Origin of the sequence: Synechococcus sp. PCC 6717, from assembly GCF_022698185.1 — a bacterium.
Classification (GTDB): Bacteria; Cyanobacteriota; Cyanobacteriia; order Thermosynechococcales; family Thermosynechococcaceae; genus Thermosynechococcus; species Thermosynechococcus lividus.
In genome coordinates, this window is record NZ_JAKLTV010000012.1 from 23,123 (window position 1) to 47,835 (window position 24,713).

Sequence of the window (24,713 nt, forward strand, 5' to 3'; positions counted from 1 at the left end):
CTCCTCCTTAGGCCACGTCCGCCAGCTTCAGCTCCCGCAGGGCATTAATATCCACTTGGATACTCGGCCCCATGGTCGCCGTTACATAGACACTGCGCCAGTAGCGCCCCTTGGCACCGCTGGGTCGGTTGCGATCAATGGCCTCCTGCAAGGCTTTCAGGTTCACCAGGAGATCCTCAGCGCTAAAGCTCGCTTTGCCAAAAAGGACATGAACAATTCCGGTGCGATCGGCGCGGAATTCGACCTTACCGGCCTTAAATTCAGCAATCGCTTGGGGCAGATCAAAGGTCACAGTACCCGCTTTGGGAGAGGGCATGAGGCCGCGCGGCCCAAGAATTCGACCCACCTTAGCCACTTGGGGCATCATATCTGGGGTGGCAATCAGCAAATCAAAGTCCATCCGCCCTTTTTGGATTTCATCAATCAGCTCTTCAGACCCCACCACATCAGCACCAGCGGCACTGGCCTCCGTCACTTTTTCACCCCGGGCAATAACCGCCACCCGAATGGTTTGCCCTGTGCCTTTGGGGAGCGCCACAGTGGTTCGCAATTGCTGATCCGTATATTTAGGATCAATCCCTAGACGAATGTGGGCTTCTGCCGATTCCGGAAATTTAGCAGTGGCGGTTTYCTTGAGCAGTTGGAGTGCTTCAAGGGGKGGGTAAGGGCGATCCTCTACTTTGGCATAGAGGTCACGCAGTCGTCGCGAGAGTTTAGGCATTTGGTTAACCTCCACGGGGTGCAAGCGAAACTCGGTTTCTCCCCCAACACAACAATTTAACAGCGAACACACGAAAACCCCTTAGTCGGTGACGGCAACCCCCATATTCCGCGCCGTCCCTTCAATAATGCGCATGGCCGCCTCAATGTCATTGGCATTGAGGTCTGGCATTTTTTTCTCGGCAATTTCCCGCAGTTGGGCGCGGGTAATACTGCCGACTTGTTTTTTGTTGGGCTCCCCAGAGCCTTTCTCGATCCCTGCCGCTTTTTGGATGAGCACCGAGGCGGGCGGCGTTTTCAGAACAAAGGTAAAACTGCGATCTTCATAGACCGAAATTTCCACCGGTACGACGGTACCCACCTGATCGGCGGTGCGAGCGTTGTACTCTTTGCAGAACATCATGATGTTCACACCGTGCTGACCCAAGGCAGGGCCAATGGGAGGGGCAGGGTTGGCTTTACCTGCCTGAATCGCTAACTTAATAATTGCGACGACTTTTTTCGCCATAGTGATTGAGCGTCCTATCCTTCTTTTTCCACTTGATTCACTTCGAGTTCAACCGGTGTTTCGCGGCCAAAAATCGAGAGTAATGCTTTGAGCTTGCTGCGCTCAGGGCTGACTTCAATAACTTCACCCTCAAAGTCTTTGAACGGGCCACTGAGAACTTTGATCTTATCACCACTGTTGAGATCAATGCGGTGAACCGGCTCTTGCTCTTGGACTTTGCGGAAGATGCGATCCACTTCTGCCGCACTCAAGGGCATGGGTTTGACGTGCCCTCGCCCGCGGCCGGTACTCCGCCGTTGCTCGGCACCTACAAAGTTAATGACATTGGGGGTGTTTTTGATAACCTGCCATGCTTCATCATCAATCTGCCACTCACCGGTGTCTGGCGACTGCTGTGCCCGCACTTGAATGAGCACATAGCCCGGAAACACTTTTTCCTCAATGGTTTGGCGTGAGCCGTCTTTCTTGATTTTGATGATTGGTGTTTGGGGAATTTCAATGCGGAAGATACGATCAGCGACATCTAAGGTATGCAGCCGCTGCTCAATGGTGCTTTTAACCTTTTTTTCGCAGCCGGAGGCCACTTGCACAGCGTACCAAAATCGCTTTGCCGATTTTACGGATTCGTCATCCGTGGTACTCATGCTGTCATTGAGGGGATCCTGCTGATCGTAATCTGTAAATTCGCTAGCCATAGGCGCGTACGTGTAATCCTTGTGGGCTGCCTAAAAAATAAGTTTCGCCAACCAGCGAAAAAGTTCATCAACCAAGTAGATAACGACTGCTGAAAGAGAGACAATTAAAATCACAGCAGCAGATTCGCCAATTAAACGTTGGCGATCAGGCCACACCACTTTGTTGAGCTCTTCCTTGGTCTCGCGGAAAAACTCAGTGAGGTTGAAGCCACTGCTGGGCTTATCGCCTTCGGTGCTTTTGGTCACGGCGGAACTCCTTCGGGCACAGGGGCAGCCTGTTACTACCAGTCTAATTCAGCGCGATTTATTATCGTAGCAGGTTTCTTTAGTTTAGGGAATATCATGATCGAGAGTTTGCGATCTCGCACCCTCACCACTGGTCTTGGCGATGTGGTCTATAGAACAAATGACTTCAACCTCGGGGCTACAACGCCACCGCTGTTTTTTTGGCATGGTCTCGGGGGAGGCTCCAGTTCTTACGAGTGGTCAGCTGTGTACCCTGCCTTTGCTGCGGATTATCCTGTGTTTGCCCTAGATTTGCCCGGATGGGGTGCCTCTGCCCATGTAGCTCAGCCCTACACGGTTGCAGCCTACGCTGCCCACATCAGTGAATGCCTCAGCCAGCTAGCAACTGAGCCAGCGGTGGTGATTGCGTCTTCGCTGACGGCGGCGTTTGCGATCCAAGCGGCGATCGCCCAGCCACAGTACGTTCGTGCCTTAATTCTGGTGTGTCCAACGGGTCTGAGTGATTTTGGCCAAGACTACCGTCAGAGCCTCATTGCCCAATTGGCTCGCCAACCTTACCTAGATGTGGTCTTCTATCGGCTGGCGGTAGCCAATCCCTTGGGGGTGCGGTCGTTTATGGTGAATCAGCAATTTGCGCAGCCGCAACGAATCAGCCCACAGATGATTGCCACCTACACCCAAGTGGCGCAGGCAGAAGGGGCAGAAATTGCGGCACTGGCCTTTGTGCGCGGGGATCTCTGTTGCGATCTTAGCCATCGTTTGCCCCACTTAACGGTACCGACCTATATCGTGTGGGGCGAGCAGGCCAAGTTGCCGCCGCTGCGTGTGGGGCAACGCTTAGCTGAACTGAATCCAGAGGCGATTCGTGCCTTTGACACTGTGCCTGAGGTGGGGCTAACCCCCCAGTTGGAGTGTCCGGCGGTGATGATTAGTTTGCTGGATCGCTATTTGCAGCAGGTGTCGGGTCAAGACCATAGCGATCGCGCACAAGGTAGAGGGGACGCTGTTTGACTTCTTCGTAAATGCGGCCAATGTACTCACCAATGATGCCAAGGGTCAGCAGTTGCACCCCCCCCATAAACAAAATGGCCACCATGAGGGAGGGGTACCCGGGTAAGTCGGCACCAAAAAGCAAGGTGCGCACGACCAGCCACAGGGCATAGATCAACGCCACCCCAGAGATCATCAGGCCAACGTAGAGCCACACCTGTAGGGGCTTGACGCTAAAGGCAAAAATGGCACCTAGGGCAAAATTCCACAATTGCCAGTAGCTCCACTTGCTCTGGCCTTGACGGCGAGCTGGCCGTTCAAAATAAACCGCAGTTTGGCGATACCCCACCCAACTAAACAGTCCCTTCATAAAGCGTCCTCGCTCTGGTAATTGTTTGAGGGCTTCCACCACCCGTCGATCTAGCAGCCGAAAATCCCCCGTATTGGCAGGAATAGGCACAGAACTCAGTCCTTGCAGCAAGGCATAGAAGCCGTGCGCCGTCCATTGCTTCAGGAGCGACTCCCGCCGCCGCTGTCGGGTGGCATAAACGACATCAAATCCCTGCTGCCAGCGCTCCACAAGGTCAGGGATTACCTCGGGCGGGTCTTGTAAGTCCGCATCCATGGGGATAACCGCCAACCCCGTGGCAGCATCAATCCCAGCGGTGAGGGCAATGTCTTTACCAAAGTTGCGGGACAAATCGAGAATTTTAATCGTGGGGTGGCGATCGCGCCATTGGAGCAACCCACTGAGAGTGCGATCGCGACTGCCATCGTTGACGCAAATAATTTCGTAGGGCAACCCTAACTGTGTCAAGACTGGCAATAGTTCTTGAAATAGTGCATCCAGATTGGCTTCTTCGTTAAAACAGGGAATGACGATCGACAGGGTCGGTGGCAGGTTCCCCATACCTAGGGTTGGCGGGCAGTGGCGGTCGCTGGTAGGGTGGTGCCATAGACCGCGGGGCGATCGCCCTGGGCCAGTTGGGTGCTGCCATGACTATCCACCGCCCAAAGGGTTGCCTGCGCGTCCCCCATCACGTGGGTTTGAAAGAGCACCTGATCCGGGTACGTGTGGCTCCAGCCCAAAAGCGTTGCAACGTCATAGTCGGCTGCCGTGGGATACACTGTTGCCACATGGCCGCGCCCAGGCTGCCAAATCCAAGCGGCATCCGTGACGAGGTCTGACGCAAATAACCCCATAAACTGGCGTACCAAGAGACGATTATCGCGTTGCGACCACCCCACCGGCACTAATACCGCAATCAAGCCTTGGTGGCGAGGCACCTCTGCTAAAAACTCTCGCGGGACTTCCTGAAGGCTGTTGATGCGCTGGCGATCGCCCGTGTGCAGGTCGGTAATCTCCAATATGCTCGTTAACTGTTGCTCGAACGCCTGGGGTGCCGCCTGAAAGTAGAGGGTGGCTTCCGCCACATAACGACCATCGGGGGAAACGTAGCGGGCCGTCTGCTGGCGGTAGGAGAGGGGCTTTTGCGCCTTTAGGGCTGCCTCGTGTCCCTGCTCAATCCACGTCCACGGCAGGGGAAAAGGGCTTTGCAGAGGGTCAGTGGCCGTGGGCACTACTTGCAGCAACTGATCTGCCTTCGGTGGGGTTACGTCAGGTTGGGCAAGCGTCAGGGGGGGAACCACCACAGCCGTGAGTAGCGCACAGAGTGAGGAGGTTAAAATACCCCGCCACTGCTCAAATCGGGTTACCATTGGGTCACTCCTCCCCAGAAAACAGTGTGAGTGGGTTATGTATAGGTGGATAAGCGGGTCAGCCAAAAACGCCAAACAATCATCACGAGCCCTCACTTCTCTAGCATAGCAAGTGGCCTAGGCCGATCGCGGCGAGATTAACTATTTTTTATGATTTTATCAGAATTGCTCAAAAAAAGCCGTCAATTTCTATGCCAGCTGGCCACCATTGATCTACAGCGGCAGTGGTGTGCCGTTGCGCCCCACGCCCACCCCTTACCCGCAGAGGGTCTGCCCTACCCTTGCAATGCCAAGGGACATTTAGCTTGGGACAAAGGGGGACACCCGCTGTGGTTAGGACAGCGGATTACGGTTCCTACGGCAGTTCAGGGCTACGCTGTTGCGGGGTTAACGCTGCGGCTGGCGCTCACTTGGTGGGCAGATCGAGCCACAGTCTATGTGAATGGCCAGGCGGTACACCATGGTGATTTATTTGACCATTCCGTGCGGTTGTGCCTTGACGTGGCCGTGACCCCCGGCCAGACGTGGGATGTTGTCGTGGAATTGGTCAGTCCCCACCACGATGAGGGGGCGTTGGTGCGCTCGCAACTCCTATGGGAATCACCTGAGGGGGTTGACCCTGGGTTTGTGGCCGCTGAGCTAGAGATTCTAGAAACGTTTGCAGAACACGTAGAGGCCAACGCCCTCGCACCATTGCTCTCTAAGCTCTTGGAAACAGGGGGCGATCGCTTAGATCCCCTCCTCCATCACCTCCACGATCGCCTACAGGACTGCGCCGAACCACTGCGCCAATTTCAGATGCATCTGTGCGGCCATGCCCACCTCGACCTTGCTTGGCTGTGGCCGATTTCTGAAACGTGGTCTGTTGCGCAGGCCACCTTTGCCTCAGTGCTAGCCCTGAAAAAAAATTACCCAGAATTGACCTTTACCCATTCCACCCCGGCGTTATATGCCCATCTGGAACACCATGCCCCCGCTTTGTTTAGGGCGATTCAAACTGCTGTCGCGCAGGGCTGGTGGGATGTTGCGGCTGGACTGTGGGTGGAGCCGGAGTTAAACCTCATTAGTGGTGAGTCCATTGTCCGCCAACTTCTTTACGGTCAACACTACCTACAACAGGCGTTTGGGGAGGTCAGCCCCATTGCTTGGCTACCGGATACCTTCGGCTTTCCGGCGCGGTTACCTAGCTTCCTAACCGAGGCGGGGATTCGCTACTTTGTTACCCAAAAACTCCGCTGGAACGACACCACTCGCTTTCCCTACGGTTGGTTTCAGTGGCAGGATGCAGCGGGAGCACGCCTGCCCAGTTTGATGTCTGCCCCCATCGGCGAAGGGGTTGATCCGGTGAAGATGGCGGCCTATGCTCAGGAGTGGTTTCAGCAAACTGGCTCGCGGCGCAGTTTATGGCTGCCGGGGGTTGGGGACCACGGGGGTGGCCCCACCGCTGACATGGCTGAGATCGTGCGGCGTTGGCAGCGCTTAGGAGGGATTGGGCCGCAGTGGCAGTGGACACCGGTGCGCTCCTACCTCGATCAGTTGATGGCTGAAACCCCTCCTCAGGCCATCTGGTGTGATGAACTGTATCTAGAATTCCATCGCGGTTGCTACACCAGCCACGGCGATCAAAAAGCGGCTCACGATCGCGCCCAGCGGCAGTTGCAACAGGCAGAGCTATGGTCAACCCTAGCGGCGATCGCCACCGCTACCCCCTATCCCCAAACCACCCTCAAAGCTCTCTGGCAACAATTGCTGTTTAACCAGTTTCACGATATTCTGCCGGGTTCCTCTATCCCTGAGGTCTATGCCGAGGTTAACCCCACTTGGCAAACCCTCATTGATAGCACCCAAAACCTGCTCAGCCAAGCTCAAGCAGCCATTCTCACCGCGATCGCCGATGGATCTCCCCCAGAAACGGGTGCTATTCCAGTAGTGATCTTTAATGACTTGAATGGCGATCGCGCTGGGGTCATTCACCTTAATTTGGCGGATCTGCCCACAGGGGTTCCCTCGTGGCGCGTCTATTGCCCGCGCGGTGATTACGATTTACCAGCGCAACTCAACCTCCCCCAACAGTGCCTGAGCTTTTGGGCGCAAGACATCCCCAGTGTAGGCTATCACCTGCTGTGGGTGTGTCCGCGCTCCCAACCGGATGGGCTGCCAACCCCGCCCCTCGGCTATGTCCTTGAAAATGACTATCTCCACGTAGAGATTGACCCCACGACAGGGGAAATTACCAACCTCTACGATAAACTCAACCACCGCCCCTGCTTGGGAGGGCCGGGCAATCAACTGAGATTTTTCCGCGATCAAGGCCAGTACTGGGATGCGTGGAATATTGACCCAAACTACGCCCAGCACCCACTGACAGGGGCAACCTTAGAGTCCATTGAATGGGTTTGCTGGCATCAACTGGAGCAACGGCTGCGGGTGACGTGGCGATTCCAGTCTTCACGGATTCAGCAAGAGTATGTCCTGCAGTACCAGACTCCATGGCTGCGTATTGACACGTCCCTTGACTGGCACGAAGCGCATATTCTGCTAAAAGCCGCGTTTCCCTTGGCCATCAGTGCACCAACTATCACCTGTGAAACCCCCGGCGGTATCACAGAGCGCCCCACGCTTCCCAATCGTGATCTAGACCCCCATGCCCAAGCGAAGTGGGAGGTGCCCTTTCTCACGTGGGTAGATTTAAGCACGCCAGAGTATGGCCTGAGCCTCTTGAGCGATTGCAAGCATGGGGTGGATGCCCAGCCCCAACAACTGCAATTAACGCTGTTGCGATCGCCCACGTGGCCGGATCCCCACAGCGATCGCGGTGAACACCACTTCAGTTATGGCCTATTTCCCCACAGTCAATCGTGGCAGAAGGCACGGGTGCCCGATCAAGCAGCAGCCTTTAACCACCCCCTCACGGCGGCGATCGCCCCCCTATCAACCTCAGGTTCCCTACCCAGTCATGGCTCACTGCTGGCATGGTCTGACCCAAACCTCCACCTGATGGCGCTGAAGCAGGCCGAAGACGCTAGGGGCTGGATCCTGAGAGTGGCCGATGCCTACGGCGACGGGGGCACCTTCACCCTTCAGCCTAGCTTGCTACCGTGGTACCCCACAGAGCAGCACAACTTCTTAGAAGCTCCCCCGCAGTCCCTGCCGTGGCCAACCCGCTTAAAGCCATGGCAATTTCTAACGTTACGCTTGGGGATGGCAGCTAAGGGCTAGAACGGCACTTCGTCGAGATTCAAATCCTCTGGCGGCGGTGGTGCGACGGGCACCTTAGGGGCACTCTGAACACTACTGGAGTGAGCCACATGATCAACCACATTGCCCTCCACCGCATAAAACCGGCTGACAACCAATTCCGCTCGCTTTTCCTTAAAGCCTTCAGCACGGTCAATGGTATCCATCTTGAGGCGACCCTCAAGGATCAGGCGATCGCCCACATGGCACTCAGCGTGCATTTTTTGGCCAAGGCCACCCCAGCCCACTGCCCGCAAACTCATCGGTGGCTCCTCACTACGAATGCCCTGAAACTGCACCACCATGGTTGCCACCGCCATCTGGTTGTCTTGGGTATAACGCAGTTCCGGAGCCTCAATGACCTCGGCAAAGAGTACACAACTGTTCATGGTCCTCATCCCAATTCGAGAGCGCTTGTAGCCAGTGTGCCACCCTTTCCAGCCCATCGGGGTGTTTTTAACGATAATTGTGAAACCATTTGTACTTCTCGCGATCGCCACCGCAAAAAAGATTATAGTAAAAGCACAAGGATAAGCATAACGTGTTGAGTTGTCGGTAGCCTTTGAAAACTGATAGCATTGTAGGCTACAGCGAGCATTGACCGACTAAACAACTGACTAAAAAAAAATAGATATAACCCCCCAATAGCAAACGCTCACTGTTCTTGACTATGACCACTGCCGCCGAAAAAGTCCTGCTCAAACAGGGATCTCTTGTCCTCAAGCAATGTAAAAAAGCACTGCTGGAGCATGATATGGCTGCTCTTCAGCAGCAAGCACGTATTCTGCAGGTCGCTGCGGTTGCCTCGCGGCAGACGCTTGTTGAAGCCGAAGCACGGCTACTGGAGCAAGCTGCACATCAGAATCAGCCCCGGCGTGCTGCTGAGATTTTAATGAAGATCAAAGATTGCTTGGTTGCCTTGGCCGGCGATCGGGCAATGGCTGAAAGCCTACCCGATGTGCCCGCAGCGCCAGCGACCCCAGCGAAAAACCGCCCGTTTATTCAACGGCCACAGGATGATAGCTATACAAAACGCCTAGGGAATTATCTGGTTGAAGCAGAGTTAGTCACCCCAGCCCAAATTGAAGTTGCGCTTGCGGATCAGCGCTCTACGGGTGCTCGCCTTGGCGATATCCTAGTGGCGCGAGGTTGGTTACGCAAAGGCACCATTGAATTTATTATGGAGCGTGTGGTCGTTCCGGATCGGCGGATGGGGCAACCTGAAACGTCACCAGCCGCTAAGTCTCCCTCGCCTGCCAGTCCGGCAGTCAGTAACTCCGCCAACGATCGCGCCACCCTTATCGATACCCAGTTTTCCGGCCACGGCTAGGTAGTGCTCCTGCAACGTAAAGACACTGTGCCCATTCCCTATTCCGTCCATGTCCGCCAACGGGGCGATCGCGCCCTGCGGTGTAGTCCATTTTTACCCCAACTCTTCCGTGCGATGCAGCAAGGAAGTGTTGCGCTTTTAGAAATTGCTGCCCACAAGGGGGTGGAAGCGGGCTTTACGCGATCGCCACTGCCAGCCTTAGTAGTCGAAGCGGAACTGGATTGGTTGATCCAAGTTGGCCTACTGCGCCGTGAAGTCGATGGCCAAGGGTTGACCGATCGCTATCGCCTTACCCCCTTGGGGCAATCCCTCCTAGAGGAGCTGGCGACTCAAGACTGGTCAGCCTCCTGGGGCGATCGCCTGCAAAACCTATGGAACCGTTGGTTTCATCCCTAGCAGAATGTAACGGTTCTGTAATGAGCCGTAATGCAGTGTCGTATTTTCGCTACCATGCTCTATAGAGTGCCGTTAGCGACAGCGAGACACAGCGTTTTATGGTCAATACCGTAGCTAAGCCCGAGTTTGAAGAACTGCGTCCGGGCGTCAAAGCCCCCGCTCAAGAAACCATCCTCACCCCCCGCTTCTACACCACCGATTTTGAAGCGATGGCGGAAATGAGCATTACTGAAAATGAGGCAGAACTTCAGGCTATCCTTGAAGAATTCCGCACCGACTACAACCGCCACCACTTTGTGCGGGATGCGGAATTTGAGCAATCGTGGGATCACATTGATGGCGAAACGCGGCAACTCTTTATTGAATTCCTAGAGCGCTCCTGTACCGCAGAATTTTCTGGCTTCCTGCTGTACAAAGAACTGAGCCGCAAGCTTAAAGATCGCAACCCAGTACTGGCAGAATGCTTTGCGCTAATGTCTCGGGATGAAGCGCGCCATGCGGGCTTCCTCAATAAAGCCATGTCGGACTTTAACTTATCCCTTGATTTGGGGTTCCTCACCCAAAGTCGCAGCTATACCTACTTTGAGCCAGAATTCATTTTCTACGCCACGTACCTCTCTGAAAAAATTGGCTACTGGCGCTATATCACCATCTATCGCCATCTCGAGAAGCACCCTGAGCATCGCATCTACCCAATTTTCCGCTTCTTTGAAAATTGGTGCCAAGATRAAAACCGCCATGGAGACTTCTTTGATGCCATTATGCGTGCCCAGCCACAGATGCTGGATCGCCCCCGTTCCTTCTGGCAAAAACTTAAAGAAATGCCGCTCTCGTTGTCAGGCAAGAAATGGGCACGCTATTTCATGATCTGCTGGCTGCCACCCACCCTCTGGTGCCGCTTCTTCCTCCTGTCGGTCTTTGCCACAATGTACCTCAACGATCTGCAGCGTGCGAAGTTCTATGCAGCCATTGGCCTCGATGCCCGGGAGTATGATCGCGAGGTGATTGCTAAAACCAATGAGACTGCTGGGCGAGTCTTCCCCATTATTTTGGATGTCGATCATCCCGAATTCTACCCTCGCCTTGAGAAATGTGTTGAGAACAATGCGAAGCTCAGCGAGATCGCCCGTGCGGGCGGTGGGTTCCTGAAAAAGCTCCCCCTCTATCTCTCTAACGTGGTGCAAATGGTGAAGCTGTTCTTACTGCCAGTGAAGGCACCAACCTCCGCACCCGTTCGCTAAGGCATCCTCTCGTTAGCAAGATAAAAGATAAGGTCAGGGTTATGCTCAAGGGAGCATAACCTTTTTTATTATTTTGATAAAAATTATTGCTATAATGTTGCGAAACATTGCGTAAGTATGAAAAGATTCTAAAAGCTCTTTTTAAAAATGGGGATCGCTGAAATAGCCTATGGCGATGGGTTTGAACCTGTGATCAGATAAAAATCGACCTGTGGCAATTTCGTAGGATGGAGGTAGAGGTTTATTGCTTCGGAGTTGATCCCCGCGATGGATACCCCAGTGATTCCCCCCCCTACCTGTCGTTTTTGCTCCTTCTATCATTCCGAAGGGCGGCGTGGGGGAACGTGTGAAAAATTAAATGTGCCTGTGCGGGGGTTTTGGCGTGCGTGCTCCTTAGCAGTCGCTCCCACTAGGGCAGACTCCCTTCCCTCCTCATTGCAGACGGCAGTACCCCCAATTACGACATCTTTATTTTTCTTTGAGGATGATCCCGAAGCCATGCTGTAACCTCTTCAAGGGTAGGCTGGGCGGCGATCGCCCCTTTTTGGGTCGTCACTAAGGCACCGACAACAACTGCAAACTGTAAACAGTTGTGCTGCCAGTCTGGTTGGCGATAGTCTTCCGGTGTGCCTGTGAGCAATTGATAGAGCCATCCCGCCACAAACCCATCCCCTGCCCCCGTCGTATCCACAACTGCCATTGATGGGGGGTCAATCGTGTCAAGGTGGCCATGCCAACAGTAGCGAATGGGGGCACCGCCATCGGTAATGACAACGGCGCGATCGCCCACATTCCCCCATAAGCGCCCATAAACCACTTGGGGATCACTACTAGAGAAAAATAGTTCTGCCTCTTCCTTCGCCAGCTTGAGAAAATTGGCGGCTTCCAAAAAGGGGCGAATTTGCGCCACCGCTGCCTCGGTATCCGGCCAAAAAATAGGTCGCCAATTGGCATCGATTAAAATTGCTTTACCTTGGCTGTGCATCTGCTGCACGAGGTTCCGGAGAGTGGTTGCCGTTGGCTCAGCGGCTAAGGCAAGGGTTCCTGTGACCAGAAACTGCGCCGCTGCGACCTGCCTAGGGGAAATGGTGCTCCCTAGAAATTGGGTATCTGCAAAGGCTAAGGTATTGGTGGGGGCAAAGCCCACAAACTGGCGATCGCCCGTGGCACTCAATTTGACCCGCACCTGTCGAGTCGGCACACTGGGGATGGTCTCCATGCTACTAACATCCACCCCTATAGCGGCCAATTGCGATCGCGCTTGCTCCCCTAAGGCATCCTCGCCAACCGCCCCCAAAAATGCCGTAGGTACCCCCAGTTTGACCAAGCCACAGGCCACATTCGCGGGTGCGCCCCCCAGAAAACATTCCTTTGCCCCATCATCTCCTTCGATGCAGTCAAAGAGAACCTCACCGAAGCATAAAACAGTAGCCTCTGACATTGCTAATAATTTGCTATTAGTGGATTTAGTTTTTTCTATTGATCCCTAGCCTAGCGATTGCTGGGGGAGTGTGTCAAAATGGTAGCGATTCCAACATAGAAAGGTGCGCTGCAACTGTGTTTGTTCTCACGGGCTACGAGTATTTCCTTGGCTTTTTGCTCATTTGTGGGTTAGTACCGGTTCTTGCCCTTGCGGCCTCCGCCGCTGTCCGACCCAAGTCAGGCCGGATGATCCGCCTCACCACCTACGAATCGGGGATGGAACCCATTGGTGGCGCATGGATTCAATTCAATGTTCGCTACTACATGTTCGCGCTGGTGTTCGTTATTTTTGACGTGGAAACGGTGTTTTTGTACCCTTGGGCAGTGGCCTTCCACCAGTTAGGGGTGCTGGCCTTTATCGAAGCCTTGATATTCATTGCCGTGCTTGTGGTTGCCTTGGTCTATGCATGGCGTAAGCGCGCGCTGGAATGGTCGTAGCTATCCTGCAACTCTCTGACTTTGTATGTATCTCTCTCTCGCCGTTCTGCAATAGTGTTGGAGCCAACCCATGACTGATACCCCCCATAGCGATGCCCCTATTGTTGAGGCAGGCCCGATTAGCCGCTGGTTGCAGTCTCAAAACCTGACCGTAGAATACTTAGGGCTTGATGCCTCTAGAGTAGAGCTGCTGAAGGTGGAGCGCGATTGTCTGTTAGCCGTTTGTCAAGCACTTTACGCCGATGGCTTTAACTATTTACAGTGCCAAGCGGCCTACGATGCTGGTCCGGGGCAAGAGTTAGTGAGCACCTACCATCTCATTAAGCTGAGCGATGCGGCCGATCGCCCCCCAGAAGTTCGCCTCAAGGTATTTGTGCCGCGGGATGATGCTCGGGTTCCTTCAGTGTATTGGATTTGGAAAACAGCGGACTGGCAAGAGCGGGAATCCTACGATATGTTTGGCATTGTCTATGAGGGGCACCCCCACCTGAAACGGTTACTCATGCCTGAAGATTGGGTGGGCTGGCCTTTGCGCAAGGATTACATCACCCCTGACTTTTACGAACTTCAGGAAGCTTACTAGCGATCGCCAGTGGCTGTTCCCACCGATGCGGCCTACTGGTATAGCTGGGCACAGGTTCCCGGCATTGGGCCGGTACTGTTGCAACGCCTACGGCAACACTTTGGCACGCTGAAAGCGGCATGGGAGGCGCCGCTGCGTGACCTAGGAGCCGTAGAGGGGATTGGCACAAAACTCTTGGCGGTGATTGAGCAGCAGCGATCTAGCGATACTCCTGAACGCGCCTATGCGGAGCATGCTCGGCAAAACCCGCAGCATTGGGTCTATGGTGACACAGGGTATCCCCACCTCCTCACGGAAATTCCGGATCCACCCCCCCTGTTGTACTACGGTGGCACCTTAGGTGCGAGTGTCTTCACGTCGGCACAGGGGGCGATCGCCATTGTGGGCACCCGAGATCCATCGGAATACGGTCGCCGCTGGGCACGCAAGCTGGGATACTGCCTAGGCCAAGCTGGCTTTGTCGTGGTCTCGGGGATGGCCGCTGGCATTGATGCTGAAGCCCATTGGGGCTGCCTTGAGAGTGGTGGCAGCACCATCGCCGTTTTAGCCACTGGGGTGGATATGATTTACCCACCTGAAAACCAAGCTCTGTATTGGCAACTGGTACAGCGCGGTGCGCTCTTGAGTGAGTATCCCCGTGGTACTAGTCCGGATCGCGCTCAGTTTCCGCGCCGCAATCGCATTATTGCTGGTCTGTGCCGCGCGGTCATTATTGTTGAAGCCCCCTTCAAATCCGGTGCCCTGATTACGGCACGCTATGCTGCCGAGTATGGCCGCGATGTCTATGTTCTGCCGGGTCACCTCGATAACCATCGCTCCAAGGGGGGACTTAGCTTAGTGAATCAGGGAGCACACATTATTTTGGGGGAAGAAGCACTGCTGCAACAACTGGGGCAAACGCCTCCCCTTCAGCTACCCTCTCCCCCAGCCGTGCCACAGCTGACGCCTCAACAGCAGCAAATTTTGCAAACCCTGAGTCACCTCAGCGTCCAAGGGCACACTGGCAGCATTGCCTTTGATGACATTGTGCAGGCAGTACCCCTCGATACCGGCACTGTGGCGGCTGAACTGCTGACCCTAGAACTTCTCGGGGTGGTGCAGCAGGAACCCGGCAACCGCTATCTTCTCCCCTAGCTATCCGCTAGAGACTGTGTCAGGGCATACTCGTAGCGAAGTAGCTCCAAGCTGCGCTCACCGTAGCGATCGCTAATGTGTTCACGACAGCAGGCGATTGCAAACTCGTCTAGTTCCTCAGCCGTAATACCGTACAGATCGGCAAACACCTCAGGGGTAACGCGACAAAACCGCGGACGCTCAGCATAAATTTGGCAGCGGCGGGTGATTGGCTCAAAGTGAATACACCAGCCATCCTCACCAATCAGGGATTGGTACAGGGCAAACTCAGCCTCATCAAGGATGGTGGCCACCTCTGGGCGATCGCTCAAGTCGAGATAGCAACACGCCCCACAGCCTTGCATACATTGCCATGTTGCCATGCTTAGAGTGCTCCAACCTGCCGTAAAATAGAACCACAATGACCTACCGCTGATTGCTCGGGAGAACCTATGGGAATCTTCAACGGAATTATTGATTTTGTCGCCAACATTAACTTTGAAGTCATTGCCCAACTGACGATGATTAGCATGATTGGTCTTGCTGGCCCTATGGTGGTGTTCCTCTTGGCTGTGCGCCGTGGTAACCTTTAAGTCCCGCTAGAGGAGGCAGGGTGCCTTGAGGGCAAAAATTTTCTGGAGAACGTCCTCCACCACCTTGTCAGGGGTTGAGGCTCCCGAAGTCACCCCAATAGTCACTGGGCGATCGGGAAGCCAGTTTTCGGCTACGGTTAACTCCTGATTGAGCGGTTTATGCTCAATCCGATTGCCAGGCCCGATGCGATCGGCAGCGTCAATATGGTACGAGGGAATGCCGTGCTCAATAGCAATTTCTTGGAGGTGGGTTGTATTGGAAGAGTTATAGCCCCCAATCACCACCATCAAATCAAGGGGTTCCTCAACCAAGGACAGCATGGCATCCTGCCGCTCTTGGGTGGCATCGCAAATGGTATTAAAGCTTTGGAAGTGATTGTTCAGTTGGTCGGGGCCATACTTTTGCATCATCGTCCGCTCAAATAACTTACCAATCTGCTCTGTTTCACCCTTGAGCATTGTTGTTTGGTTGGCAATCCCCACCCGCACCAAGTCTCGATCTGGGTCAAAGTCCGCTGATGCTGCCTTGGCAAACTTTGCCATAAAGGCATCGCGATCGCCCCCATGGAGAATGTAATCGCAAACGTAGCGGGCTTCCTCAAGGTTCAGCACAATCAAGTACGTCCCCGCAAAGGAACTCGTGGCAATCGTTTCTTCGTGATTATATTTACCGTGAATAATTGAGGTGAAACTCACTTTTTTGTGCTTCTCAACGCTGTGCCACACTTTTGACACCCACGGACACGTCGTATCCACAATGGTGCAGCCGCGCTCATTGAGTAACTGCATCTCCTGCACACTTGCCCCAAAGGCAGGCAGAATCACAACATCCCCCTGCGCAACATTGCTAAAATCCTTCACGCCGTTAAGGACGGGAATAAACTCCACCTGCATCTGCCGCAGCCGCTCATTCACCGACGGATTGTGAATAATTTCGTTGGTAATCCAAATCCGCTCTGTGGGAAAGTGAGTGCGGGTTTCGTAGGCAAGGGCAACGGCGCGCTCCACCCCCCAGCAAAAGCCAAAGGCTTCCGCCAAACGAATAGTGACATCGCCGTGCTGCCAGCGGTAGCCATTATCACGAATTTGCTGAATGAGAGAACTTTGGTACTCTCCTTGAAGTTGTTCGTTGACTACTTCCCCGTGGCCAAACCCTTTGCGGTGATAATTTCCAGAACTGTGTAGCGATCGCTTAAAGGCGCGGGTATCCATAGGTCTCCTCATGCAGCAACCTAGAGGTATTGTGACATACTCCCCGCCCTTCCCTTACCAAGCAGTCCTCAGACCAACGTGGCCAGATACTTGGCAAAGGCAATTAACTCATCGCGATGCCCGCTCATGGTGACTTGCGTGTGCTCAGGCTGCGGCTCTAAAACTAATTGAACCGTTTCAACCCGCTGCGCCCCGCGCCAGTAAAACCACGGTGCCACAGGCGCCAAGCCCACCAAGCCAAAGGCTAAAATCCCGCCTTTGGGAAATAAAACCGTCAGCGCTAGGGCAATACAGGTGGCTCCAGCGACCGCCAAGCCAAAGAGGAGAGCCGCTAAAAAACGACTAGCGGCCACGGTTCCCTGAAACGTAACCTGTCGGCCATCGCTGCTCACCGAGTGCAGCCGATACCCTCGCTGTTGAAAATACTGCTTCAGCAGGTCGCCCACCTCGGCGACTGGACGGGCGATCGCCCACACCTTTGTTTCTAAGCGCTCCTTCGTGGAGGCTCGCACAAAAAAGACAAAGCCAATGGCTAATAGACTGGTGAGCAACAGCGTGGATGGATAAACTAAATCAGTTGGCATAGCAGTATTCCAAATTATTGGGCGCACTAAGGGGTCCGCCGTGGCAAGGGTTGCTGCGTGGGCTGATTGCGCATTTGCACAAGGGGTTCTTGAGGATTCACCAAATCTATAAAAACAATTTGGCGCGGATCCAGATAGTCAGGGAGTTGCTGCAAATTTACCAAAGCCATCAGTTGTTGCTCAAGGACATGGCTGTTCCACTGCACTGCGCCAAGATGCACGGGTGCCAACGGTGTTTGCACAACTAAGTTTTGCTCATTGCGCCAGTCTATCGCAATAATCGGCAGGGATTGGCGTTGCAGGAGGCGGTAAAGCTGCTGCCATTGTTGTTGGCGATCGCGGGAGACCGCCAGCAGATTGGGGCGAGATGGCGTACTCACTGCCACAAAGTACCCCTGAATCATCAGTGTGGGAGCCGGATTCAGGGCAGTTGCTTGGTAACTGGTACTAGGAGCCACCGCCCCTGTCGCGTCAATAAACCAGCGACTAGCAGGGCCTTGGGGTTGCCCCCCTTCACTGATCACCAAGCACTGGCGACAGGTGGTGACGGCCACGGGTAAGCGTTCCTGTACCTCAACGATGAGCTGGGGAGGAAAAAGTTGGCGGGCAATGGTGACTCGCTGTAGCGGTAAGGTTGCCTCTAGGCTTTGAATCAGGGGTTGAGGCTGTAGCCGCAGCAGGGATTGGGGATAATCTAGGGCTAGCTGGGCTTGAATGGCCGTTGTCTTGAGCAACACATTGCCGCGAATCTGCACTTGATCGGGGCGACGAATAATCCAGTCGGGCAGTGTCAGCCCCCACMCCAGCCCGCCAGTCAACCCCAACAGCACCATTGTTCGCCATAAACCAGCTAGTTGCCGCCAGCGACGCTTACTTTGCAGTTGACGGCGGCGTTCACGGATGGCATCGTTGGCCGCTGCACCTTGGCGGGAGGGATTTACCATACCCACTGCCTCAGAAATCTTGGGAATTGGAACCTTAAATGTAAACTCTTTGTCATGCTTGGTGATAAGATACCCGTTGTCAATTGTCGTCTTGACTGCCTCCATCTTATAAAGGGTCAGCACCATGCCCGTTACCACCTCTGCCAACTGGTCAAGATCATCCCTCCTGCTTGGGGTTGTACTGCTGGGAGTACCGACCCGAGCGGTGCTGGCTCAAACAGCGTCGCCAAGCGTTGAAATTGTAGCTCCGACCCCTCCCGCCGGTGGCTCGGTCTATACCATCGAGGGGGGCAAACGACTCATGGATGAGGCGGCAGCAGCAGTGAGTGGCCGTAACTATCCCTTAGCGGCACGGAAGCTGTTGGAAGCGCGTACCGTGATGAACCAACTATCCAATTTTTACCAATCCCTGAGTTCAAGTTTTTTGGGGATTGATAGCAATGCCGCCGACAGTAGCCGACGACGGGCACTGGAAACTGCGCAATTGCGAGATCAAGCCACATTTCAGCTTGCCCTTGTCTATCGGGCAAATAACCAACCAGAGCTAGCGGTGCCCCTGCTTGTGGAAATTATCCGCAGTCAAAACCCCACCCGCGAACTGGGGCAAAAAGCGTATCAGCAATTGCTAGAATTGGGCTTTGTGGATGTGCCGTTTCCGCGCGCTGGCACGGTTCCGGCAGCCACGGGAACGCCGGCCACGCCAACGCCTAGTAACTAACCTGTCCATGATGGTTTCTGACGTATCTACCCCTCAAGGTCGTGAGGTGCTGCCACGGCAGGCGATTGTCGATCGCCAAACCAAGGAGACCCGTGTTCACGTCGAGATGTGCTTAGACGGCACGGGAATAGCCCACAATCAGACGGGAATTCCCTTCTTGGATCATATGCTGGATCAGTTGTGCTCCCATGGCTTACTAGATTTACGGGTGCAGGCCACCGGAGATACTCACATTGACGACCATCACACCAATGAAGATGTGGGAATTACTTTGGGGATGGCCTTAGACCAAGCCTTGGGCGATCGCCGGGGTATTCAGCGGTTTGGCCATTTTGTTGCTCCCCTTGATGAAAGTTTAGTGGAGGTGGCACTGGACTGCTCCGGTCGCCCCCACCTCAGCTACGGACTGACCATTCCAACTCAACGGGTGGGCACCTACGATACCCAACTGGTACGGGAATTTTTTGTGGCGCTGGTGAACCACAGCCGCATGACCCTGCACCTGCGGCAGCTTGACGGCTTGAACTCTCACCATATCATTGAGGCCACCTTCAAAGCCTTTGCGCGGGCACTACGGATGGCGATCGCCATTGACCCACGACGTGACCAGCAAATCCCTAGCTCTAAGGGAATCATTCAAGCCTAGAGCGCAATGGGGTATGATAACTCTTGCAGTCTATCTGCGCTTGATTCATGGGCTGCTSGGGTGCATGRGCCGCCATAACCACTGATCTGGCCAGCTTAGCCTGTAGCGTAACCCTACTTAAACCTTAGTCAACAGAAAGCAGGACACTATGGAAGTCAACGATCTCGGCTTAGTGGCAACCGCGATGTTTGTACTGGTGCCAACGGTGTTTCTCATTATCTTGTACGTGCAAACAGAAAGTCAGCAGAAAAGTAACTAATATAGATCTCTATGGCACTAGTTCGATAACGTCTATGTGCCAAGGTATCTAGAGCATGTAGGTTTTATCGTGCCTGTGACTGCGGCTGATCTTTCATTGTTGTGCGTTGCGCCAACCCACGTCTATCGAGGGTGGTCGATTCTCCCTAAAGCTGGAGAGGCCATTGCCCATCTAGGGCAGCGTGCCTTGGTGGTAGCCTCTCCACGGCGCTACCAATCCATAGAGGCAGACTTAGGGGCGATCGCCCAACGCCTTGAGTTAAAGGTGGGAACCTTTCACGGTGAATGCAGCGAAGCGACCCTAACCACATTGCAGCAGGAGGCAACGGATCACCGGTGTGATCTCATCATTGGGATTGGGGGTGGGAAGGCTCTTGATACCGCAAAGCTACTGGCAGATCAATTAGGCGTGCCGGTGGTTACGATTCCTACCTCAGCAGCAACCTGTGCAGCATGGACGGCCTTAGCCAATATTTACACCGAGACTGGCGCTTTTGCTTACGATGTTCCCCTAAAGCGCTGCCCCGATCTCCTGCTTCTAGACTATGCCTTGGTACAGAGTGCCCCCAAGCGCACCCTAGTAGCGGGTATTGGCGATGCTCTTGCCAAGTGGTACGAAGCCTCTGTGAGTAGCGGCAGCACTCAGGCCACCCTCACCGTCGCCGCAGTTCAGCAGGCGCGAGTTTTGCGGGACTTGTTACTACAGCAATCTGTGAGTGCTCTCAACGAGGTGGGTAGCCCTGCTTGGGAGAATGTTGTGGATGCCACCACCTTAGTAGCGGGGATGATCGGTGGCCTAGGGGGTGCCCAGTGTCGTACTGTTGCTGCCCATGCCATCCATAATGGCCTCACCCACCTGCCCCAAAGTAAGCGCACCCTCCACGGCGAAAAAGTGGCCTACGGCATTTTAGTGCAATTACGATTGGAAGAATTGGTGCAGGGGAGTCAACTAGCGACCAGTGCGCGGCAGCAACTGTGCCAGTTCTATGAGCAGGTGGGCTTACCTCTAAATCTTGAGCAGTTAGGCTTGCAGGAGGCAAGTTTGGCACAACTCCAGTACGCGGCCACCGTGGCCTGTGCGCCTGAGTCGGATATTCATTACCTGCCCTTTGCCGTGACCCCGGAATTAGTGCTAGAAGCCATGGTGTCCACGCTGGTCGGCTATACCTCTAAGGTGATGGATGGGAGTGCCCGTTGAATGGGTCTAGATTGGATTGCGCCCGCCGATCGCCTCGGAACATTACCCCCTTACGTCTTTGCGCGTCTTGACGAGCTAAAGTTACAAGCCCGCCAGCAAGGTCTGGATCTCATTGATTTGGGGATGGGCAACCCCGATGGTGCGGCACCCCGCCCAGTGATTGAGGCGGCGATCGCTGCCTTTGAGGAACCCAGCTATCATGGCTACCCGCCCTTCGAGGGAACAGCGGTATTCCGGCAAGCGATTACCCGCTGGTATGACCGTCGCTACAATGTCTCCCTCGATGCCGATGGCGAAGCCCTGCCGCTGTTGGGGTCTAAGGAGGGACTGACTCACCTCGCCTTGGCCTACGTGAACCCAGGCGATGTGGTTCTGGTTCCCAGCCCCGCCTATCCGGCTCATTTTCGCGGGCCGGCGATCGCCGGTGCCAATATCTATCCTCTTATCCTTAAGGCTGAGAAACAGTGGCTTATTGACGTGAGCGAGATTCCCACAGATGTGGCTCGCCAAGCCAAGGTGCTGTACTTTAACTACCCGAGTAACCCCACCGCCGCTACTGCTCCTCGCGCATTTTTTGAAGAGATCGTAGCCTTTGCGCGGGAGTACCACATTCTCTTGGTTCATGACCTGTGCTATGCCGAGCTGGCTTTTGATGGCTATCAGCCCACGAGCCTGCTAGAAATTGACGGCGCCAAGGAGATTGGAGTGGAGTTTCACACCCTTTCGAAAACCTACAATATGGCGGGCTGGCGGGTTGGCTTTGTAGTGGGCAACCGCCATATTATCCAAGGGCTGCGCACCCTGAAAACAAATTTAGACTATGGGGTTTTTTCGGTGCTGCAAAAGGCTGCCGAAGTTGCCCTGAGCTTGCCGGATAGTTATTTGACCGCGGTGTGCGATCGCTACCGCCAGCGACGGGATTTTTTAATTCGCGGCTTGGCAGAACTTGGCTGGCAGATTCCGCCCACAAAAGCCACGATGTACTTGTGGGTGCCGACTCCTCCGGGGCTTGGCTCGACGGACTTTGCCCTGAAGCTCCTTCAGGAAACTGGCGTGGTTGTGACTCCGGGCAATGCCTTTGGCGAGGGGGGTGAGGGCTACGTGCGCATTAGCTTAATTGCCAACTGCGATCGCCTAGGGGAAGCGTTGCAGCGGATGGCTCAAGCTAACATCCGCTTTTCGAGTTTGGCCCCCTAAGACGGTACAATGCAGAAGCATTCAGCTACAGCATTGAATGCCTTTGATTATTTTTGGTTATTTTGTTGTTGTCAATTTCACCCTTAATCCATTCCTATGAGTTTAGACCTCAGCCGTATTCCTGCCCAGCCCAAGCCGGGAGTGATCAACGTTTTAGTGGAAATTGCCGGTGGCAGCCGCAACAAATACGAGTTTGACAAAGACATGAATGCCTTTGCCCTCGATCGCGTCCTTTACTCAGCGGTGAACTATCCCTACGACTATGGCTTTGTCCCCAATACCCTCGCCGATGATGGGGATCCCCTCGATGGCTTGGTAATGATGGATGAGCCAACCTTTCCGGGCTGTGTGATCGCGGCACGTCCCATTGGTATGTTGGAAATGATTGACAGTGGCGATCGCGACGAAAAGATTCTCTGCGTGCCTGCTGCAGATCCCCGCTATGCCGAGGTCAAATCCCTCAAAGATGTGGCACCGCACCGCCTAGAGGAAATTGCTGAATTCTTCCGCACCTACAAAAACCTGCAAAAGAAAATTACCGAAATCCTTGGCTGGCAGGATGTGGATGCCGTGCAGCCCTTAGTGGAAAAATGCATTAAGGCTTATAAGGGCTAGTGCCTCACGAGCACACGCTCTAAAAAGAGACGGGTACGCTCCTGCTGCGGATGGCGGAATAGCTCGTGGGGCGACCCTTCTTCAATAATCTGCCCCTCTGCCAAAAACACCACCCGACAGGAGACCTCGCGGGCAAACTGCATCTCGTGGGTGACAACCACCATCGTCATCGCCTCCTCGGCCAACTGCCGCATCACCGCCAAGACATCCCCCACCAGTTCCGGATCAAGGGCAGAGGTGGGTTCATCAAAGAGGAGAATTTGCGGTTGCATGGCGAGTGCCCGGGCGATCGCCACCCGCTGTTTTTGCCCGCCCGAAAGTTGGTTGGGGTACACATGCCGTTTCTCTGCTAGCCCCACCTTTGCCAGCAAATGCTCGGCCATGTCCGTAGCCAGGCGCTTTGGTAGTTTGCGCACCAGTATCGGCGCTTCGATAATATTTTGTAGCACCGTCATGTGGGGGAACAAATTAAAGTTTTGGAACACCATCCCCACATCGCGGCGAATCACCTTCAACTGTTGCGGCGTAGCCACAGGCGGCAAGCGATGACCAAGGATGACAATGCTGCCGGACTGATAGGTTTCGAGGCCATTCAAACATCGTAGCAAGGTACTTTTACCGGAGCCACTGGGGCCAATGAGTGCTACAACTTCTTGCTTGGCTACCCTAAAGTCAATGTTTTTTAGCACATGGCGATCGCCAAAGTACTTGTTGAGGTTGCGAGTTTCAATCAAAATCTCTGGTGCTGCCCCTAGGCCATTCATGCCAACCTCCAAGAATACTCTTTGATATTTTCATCCCTAATCAAACTCTAGACAAATCGGCTTATAGAAACCGGAGGGTTCGGGAACCGGATAAAACCTCGCTCGTTCCCGACGGGGATACAGAACGGTTCCCGCGCCTACGGCAGTAGGGAGAGTCAGCCTTGACATTCTTCGATATACCGTTTCACTGTCTGGGCTGAAACGTTCCCGGTAGTACCCCAATAATAACTGTGTGCCCAGAGTTGGGATTTTTCATGCAGGTTTTTGAGATGTGGAAATTCCATTCTGAGCCGTCTTGAACTGTACCCTTTCATGATGGTCACCGCCTGAGAAGCTGACATTCTAGGAGGAAACGACACAAACACATGAACATGATCCATCAAGGTTCGGTCTACCTCAATGGCGATTAGTTCCATATCGTTGTTTTCAATCGCTTCAGTCACATACCTTTTGGTTGCTTCAATGATTGCTTCGTTGGTAAATATTTTGCGGCGCTTGAACGGAATCCAGACAAAGTGATGTCCTGACTGATACGTGCAATGACGAGTCGATTTTAGCTGTATGCCATCTTCTCTCATACGGTTGCTATTCACGTAAATCGGCATCTATAATAACTGCATACCATCTTAACCCAATGATGTTTTTAGCCGTCCAAAAAGATATTTTTCAACCTGACAAGCAGCTTGCTCAGTTGCTTACTGAGTTAGCGCGTCTTGCCAACAATCTCTACAACCAAGGCGTGTATGAGTCTCGGCAATACTTCTTTGAGCAAGGACGGAAACCGTTCAAGGTTCTGAAGTATGTCAACCTCTACTTTTGCTTGGAAAACGACATCGATACGATCATCTACGGTCGAAACAACGGGCAGAAAGATGAAATCAATTTGGGTGCAAAAACGAATCAGGAGTTCGTGCAAATTCCGCACTACAAGCTGTTTGGACGAATTAAGCAGCTTTGTTTAATTTTCGGGATTCGATTAGTCGAAACCGAAGAATCGTATACGTCTCAAGCCTCGTTTTTTGATAATGACTTCTTGCCTACGTTCGGCGAAAAACCTGAAGGGTGGAAGGCATCAGGAAAACGAATTCTTAGAGGTCTGTATCGAACTGCTCAAGGATGGCTTATCAATGCAGACTGTAATGGAGCCTGCAACATCATGAGAAAGGTAAGCACAAAGCTCAATATCGATTTGAGTGGAGTGTGTAGAGGGGCTGTGGCAGCCCCTTCTAAGGTCAAGTTAGAGCAGATTGGCTTTGCTCTAGCCTAACTCAGAGAAGCCTCGCCGT

At 53.9% G+C, this 24,713-nt stretch carries 30 protein-coding genes; 16 read left to right on the forward strand and 14 right to left on the reverse strand.

The window, feature by feature from the left end; genetic code table 11:
* Positions 1-7: 7 nt before the first annotated feature.
* The 4 genes from rplA to secE form a co-directional block, all read right to left on the reverse strand.
* Positions 8-721 carry a 50S ribosomal protein L1 gene (rplA, locus tag L5470_RS07175; protein WP_499499090.1) on the reverse strand — a complete coding sequence of 238 codons (714 nt, stop codon included), beginning with the start codon at positions 719-721 and terminating at the stop codon, positions 8-10.
* An 81-nt stretch (positions 722-802) separates the two neighbouring features.
* The gene (gene rplK / locus L5470_RS07180) at positions 803-1,228 is read right to left on the reverse strand and encodes a 50S ribosomal protein L11 (RefSeq protein WP_099799563.1); all 426 of its coding nucleotides are present in this window, start codon (positions 1,226-1,228) and stop codon (positions 803-805) included.
* Between the two features lie 14 nt (positions 1,229-1,242).
* Positions 1,243-1,872 carry a transcription termination/antitermination protein NusG gene (gene nusG / locus L5470_RS07185; protein WP_376787948.1) on the reverse strand — a complete coding sequence of 210 codons (630 nt, stop codon included), beginning with the start codon at positions 1,870-1,872 and terminating at the stop codon, positions 1,243-1,245.
* A gap of 81 nt (positions 1,873-1,953) precedes the next feature.
* Positions 1,954-2,169: a preprotein translocase subunit SecE gene (secE, locus tag L5470_RS07190; RefSeq protein ID WP_099799561.1), complete on the reverse strand. Its 216-nt coding sequence runs from the start codon at positions 2,167-2,169 to the stop codon at positions 1,954-1,956.
* Positions 2,170-2,265: 96 nt separating this feature from the next.
* Here secE and L5470_RS07195 point away from each other — a divergent pair, with 96 nt between their 5' ends.
* Positions 2,266-3,180: an alpha/beta fold hydrolase gene (locus L5470_RS07195; RefSeq protein WP_499499093.1), complete on the forward strand. Its 915-nt coding sequence runs from the start codon at positions 2,266-2,268 to the stop codon at positions 3,178-3,180.
* On the opposite strand, the gene L5470_RS07200 is transcribed toward L5470_RS07195, so the two are convergent.
* Positions 3,098-4,069 (reverse strand): glycosyltransferase family 2 protein, encoded by a 972-nt coding sequence (locus tag L5470_RS07200; protein WP_499499095.1) that lies wholly within the window; start codon positions 4,067-4,069, stop codon positions 3,098-3,100. The two genes, L5470_RS07195 and L5470_RS07200, sit on opposite strands and share 83 nt — an antisense overlap.
* Before the next feature lie 2 nt (positions 4,070-4,071).
* Positions 4,072-4,878 (reverse strand): hypothetical protein, encoded by an 807-nt coding sequence (locus L5470_RS07205; RefSeq protein WP_499499096.1) that lies wholly within the window; start codon positions 4,876-4,878, stop codon positions 4,072-4,074.
* A 150-nt stretch (positions 4,879-5,028) separates the two neighbouring features.
* Here L5470_RS07205 and L5470_RS07210 point away from each other — a divergent pair, with 150 nt between their 5' ends.
* Complete coding sequence (locus L5470_RS07210; RefSeq protein ID WP_499499098.1) at positions 5,029-8,097, forward strand: alpha-mannosidase; 3,069 nt, start codon at positions 5,029-5,031, stop codon at positions 8,095-8,097.
* Here the strand turns inward: L5470_RS07210 and L5470_RS07215 are convergent.
* On the reverse strand, positions 8,094-8,504 hold the full coding sequence (locus L5470_RS07215; RefSeq protein ID WP_499499100.1) for a single-stranded DNA-binding protein: 411 nt from the start codon (positions 8,502-8,504) through the stop codon (positions 8,094-8,096). The genes L5470_RS07210 and L5470_RS07215 overlap by 4 nt on opposite strands.
* Positions 8,505-8,785: 281 nt before the next feature.
* On the opposite strand from L5470_RS07215, the gene L5470_RS07220 reads away from it, so the two are divergent.
* The 3 genes from L5470_RS07220 (at position 8,786) to acsF (ending at position 11,082) form a co-directional block, all read left to right on the forward strand.
* Positions 8,786-9,445 carry a cyclic di-GMP-binding domain-containing protein, MshE-related gene (locus L5470_RS07220; protein WP_448514226.1) on the forward strand — a complete coding sequence of 220 codons (660 nt, stop codon included), beginning with the start codon at positions 8,786-8,788 and terminating at the stop codon, positions 9,443-9,445.
* Positions 9,446-9,472: 27 nt separating this feature from the next.
* Positions 9,473-9,841, forward strand: coding sequence for an Npun_F0494 family protein (locus tag L5470_RS07225; RefSeq protein ID WP_099799947.1), 369 nt, complete (start codon positions 9,473-9,475; stop codon positions 9,839-9,841).
* Positions 9,842-9,939: 98 nt separating this feature from the next.
* On the forward strand, positions 9,940-11,082 hold the full coding sequence (acsF, locus tag L5470_RS07230; protein ID WP_499499103.1) for a magnesium-protoporphyrin IX monomethyl ester (oxidative) cyclase: 1,143 nt from the start codon (positions 9,940-9,942) through the stop codon (positions 11,080-11,082).
* A 457-nt stretch (positions 11,083-11,539) separates the two neighbouring features.
* On the opposite strand, the gene L5470_RS07235 is transcribed toward acsF, so the two are convergent.
* Positions 11,540-12,523 carry a carbohydrate kinase family protein gene (locus L5470_RS07235; protein WP_499499105.1) on the reverse strand — a complete coding sequence of 328 codons (984 nt, stop codon included), beginning with the start codon at positions 12,521-12,523 and terminating at the stop codon, positions 11,540-11,542.
* 116 nt (positions 12,524-12,639) lie between these two features.
* On the opposite strand from L5470_RS07235, the gene ndhC reads away from it, so the two are divergent.
* From ndhC to dprA, 3 genes are all read left to right on the forward strand, one after another.
* A complete protein-coding gene (gene ndhC, locus L5470_RS07240; RefSeq protein ID WP_099799555.1) occupies positions 12,640-13,002 on the forward strand; it encodes a photosynthetic/respiratory NAD(P)H-quinone oxidoreductase subunit C in 363 nt (120 codons plus the stop codon).
* A 70-nt stretch (positions 13,003-13,072) separates the two neighbouring features.
* Positions 13,073-13,585: an NAD(P)H-quinone oxidoreductase subunit J gene (locus L5470_RS07245; RefSeq protein WP_499499107.1), complete on the forward strand. Its 513-nt coding sequence runs from the start codon at positions 13,073-13,075 to the stop codon at positions 13,583-13,585.
* Positions 13,586-13,594: 9 nt separating this feature from the next.
* Positions 13,595-14,719, forward strand: coding sequence for a DNA-processing protein DprA (gene dprA / locus L5470_RS07250; RefSeq protein ID WP_099799553.1), 1,125 nt, complete (start codon positions 13,595-13,597; stop codon positions 14,717-14,719).
* Here dprA and L5470_RS07255 read toward each other — a convergent pair.
* A complete protein-coding gene (locus L5470_RS07255) occupies positions 14,716-15,081 on the reverse strand; it encodes a YkgJ family cysteine cluster protein (RefSeq protein ID WP_099799552.1) in 366 nt (121 codons plus the stop codon). The genes dprA and L5470_RS07255 overlap by 4 nt on opposite strands.
* 69 nt (positions 15,082-15,150) lie before the next feature.
* Here L5470_RS07255 and psb30 point away from each other — a divergent pair, with 69 nt between their 5' ends.
* A complete protein-coding gene (gene psb30 / locus L5470_RS07260; RefSeq protein ID WP_099799551.1) occupies positions 15,151-15,291 on the forward strand; it encodes a photosystem II reaction center protein Ycf12/Psb30 in 141 nt (46 codons plus the stop codon).
* 6 nt (positions 15,292-15,297) lie between these two features.
* Here psb30 and L5470_RS07265 read toward each other — a convergent pair whose 3' ends face one another.
* The 3 genes from L5470_RS07265 to L5470_RS07275 all read right to left on the reverse strand — a co-directional run bounded on the left by L5470_RS07265 (position 15,298) and on the right by L5470_RS07275 (position 18,157).
* Entirely contained in the window at positions 15,298-16,503 is a 1,206-nt protein-coding gene (locus L5470_RS07265; RefSeq protein ID WP_499499110.1) for a 4-hydroxy-3-methylbut-2-enyl diphosphate reductase, read from the reverse strand.
* Between the two features lie 68 nt (positions 16,504-16,571).
* The gene (locus tag L5470_RS07270; protein ID WP_099799550.1) at positions 16,572-17,087 is read right to left on the reverse strand and encodes a cofactor assembly of complex C subunit B; all 516 of its coding nucleotides are present in this window, start codon (positions 17,085-17,087) and stop codon (positions 16,572-16,574) included.
* 26 nt (positions 17,088-17,113) lie between these two features.
* Entirely contained in the window at positions 17,114-18,157 is a 1,044-nt protein-coding gene (locus tag L5470_RS07275; protein WP_499499112.1) for a cell division protein FtsQ/DivIB, read from the reverse strand.
* On the opposite strand from L5470_RS07275, the gene L5470_RS07280 reads away from it, so the two are divergent.
* From L5470_RS07280 to L5470_RS07305, 6 genes are all read left to right on the forward strand, one after another.
* Positions 18,156-18,749: a hypothetical protein gene (locus L5470_RS07280; protein WP_099799549.1), complete on the forward strand. Its 594-nt coding sequence runs from the start codon at positions 18,156-18,158 to the stop codon at positions 18,747-18,749. The genes L5470_RS07275 and L5470_RS07280 overlap by 2 nt on opposite strands.
* A gap of 10 nt (positions 18,750-18,759) precedes the next feature.
* Positions 18,760-19,395, forward strand: coding sequence for an imidazoleglycerol-phosphate dehydratase HisB (gene hisB / locus L5470_RS07285; RefSeq protein WP_099799945.1), 636 nt, complete (start codon positions 18,760-18,762; stop codon positions 19,393-19,395).
* A gap of 148 nt (positions 19,396-19,543) precedes the next feature.
* On the forward strand, positions 19,544-19,654 hold the full coding sequence (gene psbM, locus L5470_RS07290) for a photosystem II reaction center protein PsbM (RefSeq protein ID WP_099799548.1): 111 nt from the start codon (positions 19,544-19,546) through the stop codon (positions 19,652-19,654).
* 66 nt (positions 19,655-19,720) lie between these two features.
* A complete protein-coding gene (locus L5470_RS07295) occupies positions 19,721-20,851 on the forward strand; it encodes an iron-containing alcohol dehydrogenase family protein (protein ID WP_499499161.1) in 1,131 nt (376 codons plus the stop codon).
* The gene (locus L5470_RS07300) at positions 20,852-22,048 is read left to right on the forward strand and encodes an aspartate aminotransferase (RefSeq protein ID WP_099799547.1); all 1,197 of its coding nucleotides are present in this window, start codon (positions 20,852-20,854) and stop codon (positions 22,046-22,048) included.
* 96 nt (positions 22,049-22,144) lie between these two features.
* Positions 22,145-22,663 (forward strand): inorganic diphosphatase, encoded by a 519-nt coding sequence (locus tag L5470_RS07305; RefSeq protein WP_099799546.1) that lies wholly within the window; start codon positions 22,145-22,147, stop codon positions 22,661-22,663.
* On the opposite strand, the gene L5470_RS07310 is transcribed toward L5470_RS07305, so the two are convergent.
* Both L5470_RS07310 and tnpA read right to left on the reverse strand, forming a co-directional pair.
* The gene (locus tag L5470_RS07310) at positions 22,660-23,427 is read right to left on the reverse strand and encodes an amino acid ABC transporter ATP-binding protein (RefSeq protein WP_099799545.1); all 768 of its coding nucleotides are present in this window, start codon (positions 23,425-23,427) and stop codon (positions 22,660-22,662) included. The genes L5470_RS07305 and L5470_RS07310 overlap by 4 nt on opposite strands.
* A 155-nt stretch (positions 23,428-23,582) precedes the next feature.
* Positions 23,583-24,032, reverse strand: a complete 450-nt coding sequence (gene tnpA / locus L5470_RS07315) for an IS200/IS605 family transposase (protein WP_499499116.1) — start codon at positions 24,030-24,032, stop codon at positions 23,583-23,585.
* A gap of 29 nt (positions 24,033-24,061) precedes the next feature.
* Between tnpA and L5470_RS07320 the strand changes: the two genes are divergently transcribed.
* A complete protein-coding gene (locus L5470_RS07320; protein ID WP_499499118.1) occupies positions 24,062-24,694 on the forward strand; it encodes a hypothetical protein in 633 nt (210 codons plus the stop codon).
* Positions 24,695-24,713 lie beyond the last annotated feature (19 nt).

Excerpts from the sequence above, each read along its gene's own strand:
- rplK (WP_099799563.1), bottom strand. The coding sequence starts at position 1,228 with ATGGCGAAAAAAGTCGTCGCAATTATTAAGTTAGCGATTCAGGCAGGT.
- nusG (WP_376787948.1), bottom strand. The coding sequence starts at position 1,872 with ATGAGTACCACGGATGACGAATCCGTAAAATCGGCAAAGCGATTTTGG.
- L5470_RS07195 (WP_499499093.1), top strand. The coding sequence starts at position 2,266 with ATGATCGAGAGTTTGCGATCTCGCACCCTCACCACTGGTCTTGGCGAT.
- L5470_RS07200 (WP_499499095.1), bottom strand. The coding sequence starts at position 4,069 with ATGGGGAACCTGCCACCGACCCTGTCGATCGTCATTCCCTGTTTTAAC.
- L5470_RS07205 (WP_499499096.1), bottom strand. The coding sequence starts at position 4,878 with ATGGTAACCCGATTTGAGCAGTGGCGGGGTATTTTAACCTCCTCACTC.
- L5470_RS07210 (WP_499499098.1), top strand. The coding sequence starts at position 5,029 with ATGATTTTATCAGAATTGCTCAAAAAAAGCCGTCAATTTCTATGCCAG.
- L5470_RS07215 (WP_499499100.1), bottom strand. The coding sequence starts at position 8,504 with ATGAACAGTTGTGTACTCTTTGCCGAGGTCATTGAGGCTCCGGAACTG.
- L5470_RS07220 (WP_448514226.1), top strand. The coding sequence starts at position 8,786 with ATGACCACTGCCGCCGAAAAAGTCCTGCTCAAACAGGGATCTCTTGTC.
- L5470_RS07235 (WP_499499105.1), bottom strand. The coding sequence starts at position 12,523 with ATGTCAGAGGCTACTGTTTTATGCTTCGGTGAGGTTCTCTTTGACTGC.
- L5470_RS07245 (WP_499499107.1), top strand. The coding sequence starts at position 13,073 with ATGACTGATACCCCCCATAGCGATGCCCCTATTGTTGAGGCAGGCCCG.
- L5470_RS07255 (WP_099799552.1), bottom strand. The coding sequence starts at position 15,081 with ATGGCAACATGGCAATGTATGCAAGGCTGTGGGGCGTGTTGCTATCTC.
- psb30 (WP_099799551.1), top strand. The coding sequence starts at position 15,151 with ATGGGAATCTTCAACGGAATTATTGATTTTGTCGCCAACATTAACTTT.
- L5470_RS07265 (WP_499499110.1), bottom strand. The coding sequence starts at position 16,503 with ATGGATACCCGCGCCTTTAAGCGATCGCTACACAGTTCTGGAAATTAT.
- L5470_RS07270 (WP_099799550.1), bottom strand. The coding sequence starts at position 17,087 with ATGCCAACTGATTTAGTTTATCCATCCACGCTGTTGCTCACCAGTCTA.
- L5470_RS07280 (WP_099799549.1), top strand. The coding sequence starts at position 18,156 with ATGCCCGTTACCACCTCTGCCAACTGGTCAAGATCATCCCTCCTGCTT.
- hisB (WP_099799945.1), top strand. The coding sequence starts at position 18,760 with ATGGTTTCTGACGTATCTACCCCTCAAGGTCGTGAGGTGCTGCCACGG.
- psbM (WP_099799548.1), top strand. The coding sequence starts at position 19,544 with ATGGAAGTCAACGATCTCGGCTTAGTGGCAACCGCGATGTTTGTACTG.
- L5470_RS07300 (WP_099799547.1), top strand. The coding sequence starts at position 20,852 with ATGGGTCTAGATTGGATTGCGCCCGCCGATCGCCTCGGAACATTACCC.
- L5470_RS07305 (WP_099799546.1), top strand. The coding sequence starts at position 22,145 with ATGAGTTTAGACCTCAGCCGTATTCCTGCCCAGCCCAAGCCGGGAGTG.
- L5470_RS07310 (WP_099799545.1), bottom strand. The coding sequence starts at position 23,427 with ATGAATGGCCTAGGGGCAGCACCAGAGATTTTGATTGAAACTCGCAAC.
- tnpA (WP_499499116.1), bottom strand. The coding sequence starts at position 24,032 with ATGCCGATTTACGTGAATAGCAACCGTATGAGAGAAGATGGCATACAG.
- L5470_RS07320 (WP_499499118.1), top strand. The coding sequence starts at position 24,062 with ATGATGTTTTTAGCCGTCCAAAAAGATATTTTTCAACCTGACAAGCAG.